The organism is Acinetobacter stercoris, from assembly GCF_900323515.1.
GTDB classification, from domain to species: domain Bacteria; phylum Pseudomonadota; class Gammaproteobacteria; order Pseudomonadales; family Moraxellaceae; genus Acinetobacter; species Acinetobacter stercoris.
The window spans coordinates 1-2,735 of record NZ_OOGT01000315.1 but is presented as its reverse complement, the minus strand read 5'-3'; the positions used below and the strand labels follow the sequence as shown (position 1 = coordinate 2,735).

The 2,735-nt window shown below is 35.9% G+C and carries 2 protein-coding genes; both read left to right on the top strand.

The features are described 5' to 3' along the window. Nucleotides 1-10 precede the first annotated feature (10 nt). Entirely contained in the window at nucleotides 11-1,060 is a 1,050-nt protein-coding gene (locus KPC_RS18940) for an HlyD family secretion protein (RefSeq protein ID WP_121975874.1), read from the top strand. A gap of 12 nt (nucleotides 1,061-1,072) precedes the next feature. Continuing rightward, nucleotides 1,073-2,623 carry a DHA2 family efflux MFS transporter permease subunit gene (locus KPC_RS18935; RefSeq protein WP_121975873.1) on the top strand — a complete coding sequence of 517 codons (1,551 nt, stop codon included), beginning with the start codon at nucleotides 1,073-1,075 and terminating at the stop codon, nucleotides 2,621-2,623. The last annotated feature ends 112 nt before the right edge of the window (nucleotides 2,624-2,735 follow it).

Genomic DNA, 2,735 nt, shown 5'->3' with positions numbered 1-2,735 from the left:
GGACAGTGTCCTGGCAATAGATGACCTAGCTCATTTAAAAAAAAGGAAAAAAATAGCTTGGATTATTTTTTCTCTATTATTATTTTTACTTTTAATCGGTATTTTATATTATTTTTTTATATACCGCTTTACACAAATTACCGAAAATGCCTATGTCCAATCAGATTTGACATGGATTATGCCTAAAATTTCTGGTGAAGTGCTAGAATTAAAAATCAAGGAAAATCAGTTTGTAAAAAAGGGGCAAATCTTAGCAATCGTTGATCATCAAGATTATCAGGCAAAATATGATCAGGCATTATCGTTAATGCAATTAAAACAGGCAGCCTTGATTGTACAGGATGAAAATGAAAAATCTGCTCACTTTTCAATTCAGGAAGCTGAGAGTAATTTGTATGCTGCACAAGCAGAACTGGATCGATTAGGCGCAGATTATAAGCGCTACAAACAATTATTAATGGATGGTGTGATTACTCGGCAAAGATTTGAAACGATCAAATCACAATATGTATCTGCACAAGCCCAACTTTATAAAAGTCAGGCAATCATTAATACAGCAAAATCTCAGCTTGCTAGTATTCAGGCTAGCCGTATTCAGCTTCTTGCAGATATTGATAATGCAAAAGCTGCTGTTAATCTGTATCAGGTTGATGTCCTTGCAGCGCAAATAAAAGCACCAGTTTCGGGTACGGTCGGTAATTTATCTATTCGTAAAGGTTCCCGTGTAAATCCGCAAAGTCGTTTACTGGCTATTATCCCTGAACATAGTCTTTATATAGAGGCAAATTTTAAAGAGACTCAAATTGAGAAAATGCATAAGGGGCAAAAAGTTAATTTCACACTTGATGCATATCCAGGTATCAGATTTACAGGAAAGATAGAAAGTTTTTCACCTGCATCGGGTTCAATTTTTTCAATGATGCCTTCAGATAATGCGACAGGTAATTTTAATAAGGTGGTGCAACGGATACCTGTTCGGATTTCAATTGATCCTCATCCACATATAGCTTTGGTTAAACCAGGGTTGTCGGTTATCGCTAAAGTTGACTTAAAAACTTAAGGGTACTAGGCGATGACAAAGAGTTCTACAAATACCAATTGGTTTTTTCCGCCAAAAATTGCTTGGATGATTTTTATTGCCATGATTTTTGGAAATTTTATGGCAATTCTAGACATCCAGATCGTTGCAAGCTCATTAAATGAAATTCAGGCGGGAATGAGTGCTAGTCGCTATGAAGTGACTTGGGTGCAAACGGTTTATTTAATTGCTGAAATTATTGCAATTCCAATGTCGAGTATATGTGCAAAAATAATTTCAACACGTGTTTATTATTCGATCTGTGCTTTGGGTTTTACCATCAGTTCACTGTTTTGTGCTCTGGCATGGAATCTGGAAAGTTTATTGGTATTCAGGGCATTTCAAGGGTTTATGGGAGGAGGAATGATTCCAACTTCGATGACCACTTTATATATACTTTTTGCGGAAAATAAACGGACATTGCCTTTGGTCTTATTTGGAATGGTAAGTACTTTGGGACCTGCCATAGGACCAACAATTGGTGGATGGTTAACCAACAACTTTTCATGGCACTGGATGTTTCTAATCAACATTATTCCAGGAATTATTATAACAGTTGTGGTATTTGCAAATAGGAATATTGATCAACCTGATTATAGTCTACTCAAAAGTTTAGACTGGCTTTGTCTGATTGGTCTGGCAATGTTTTTAGGTGGTCTGGAATATTTTCTTGACGAAGGTGCAAGGCAGGACTGGTTTACAGATACAGGCGTAAGTTCTGCTTTTTTGATTTGTGTACTTGGAGCGATGATTTTTTTCTACCGGAATTTAACCTCATCCACTCCCTTGCTTGATTTATCGGTCTTCAAAAATAGAAATTTTGTACTTAGTTCCATTATCACTTTTGTCATCGGGATGGCTTTATATGGCTTAGGTTACATGATCCCGGTGTTTTTAGGACAAGTTAGAGCATTAAATAGCAGCCAAATTGGTCAAATCATGATGGTAAATGGTGTAGTGATGTTCTTTTTTGCACCATTTCTAGCGTGGATTATTCCAAATTTTGATGCACGAAAGACTGTATTCGTCGGATTGGTACTGGCTGCAAGTGGTATCTGGATGAACTCATATCTGAATGTTCAAAGTGATTTTGATTTCATGCTATGGCCTCAAATTTATAGAAGCATTGGCTTAATGATTTGTCTGATTGTAGTTTCTCATTTGGCAATGGCAAATTTACCTATGCATAAAGTCGCTGATGCAAGTGGAATTTACAATGTTATGCGAAATATCGGTGGTGCTGTAGGACTCGCCTTGATCAACTCTTCTCTTGATTGGCTTACTGCACTTCATGTCACTGAATTAAATAATTTTATGACACCTGAAAACATGATTTTTGTAGAGTATCTTGAAAATTTAAAAGCCCAGTATCGTGATCTAGGAGATGCTGCTGAGCAATTGGCTATCGGTGTAATTTATAAAGATATACATCTACAGGCAATTACAACAAGTTTCAATGATTTACTTCGAATACTTGCCATGGCAATGCTGATCACAGCACTGCTAACATTTTTTATGGATAGAACACGAAAAATGGAGATGTAGGAGAAACCATATGTAAATATCAAGCAATTTTATTGGGGATTGAATACAAGCTTTGGGGAATGTTTGTGTTTTAGATTTTAAAAAATTTTTAATTTTAATAAATAATAAAGGT

Coding starts and splice junctions, on each gene's coding strand:
- KPC_RS18935 (WP_121975873.1), top strand. CDS start 1,073: ATGACAAAGAGTTCTACAAATACCAATTGGTTTTTTCCGCCAAAAATT.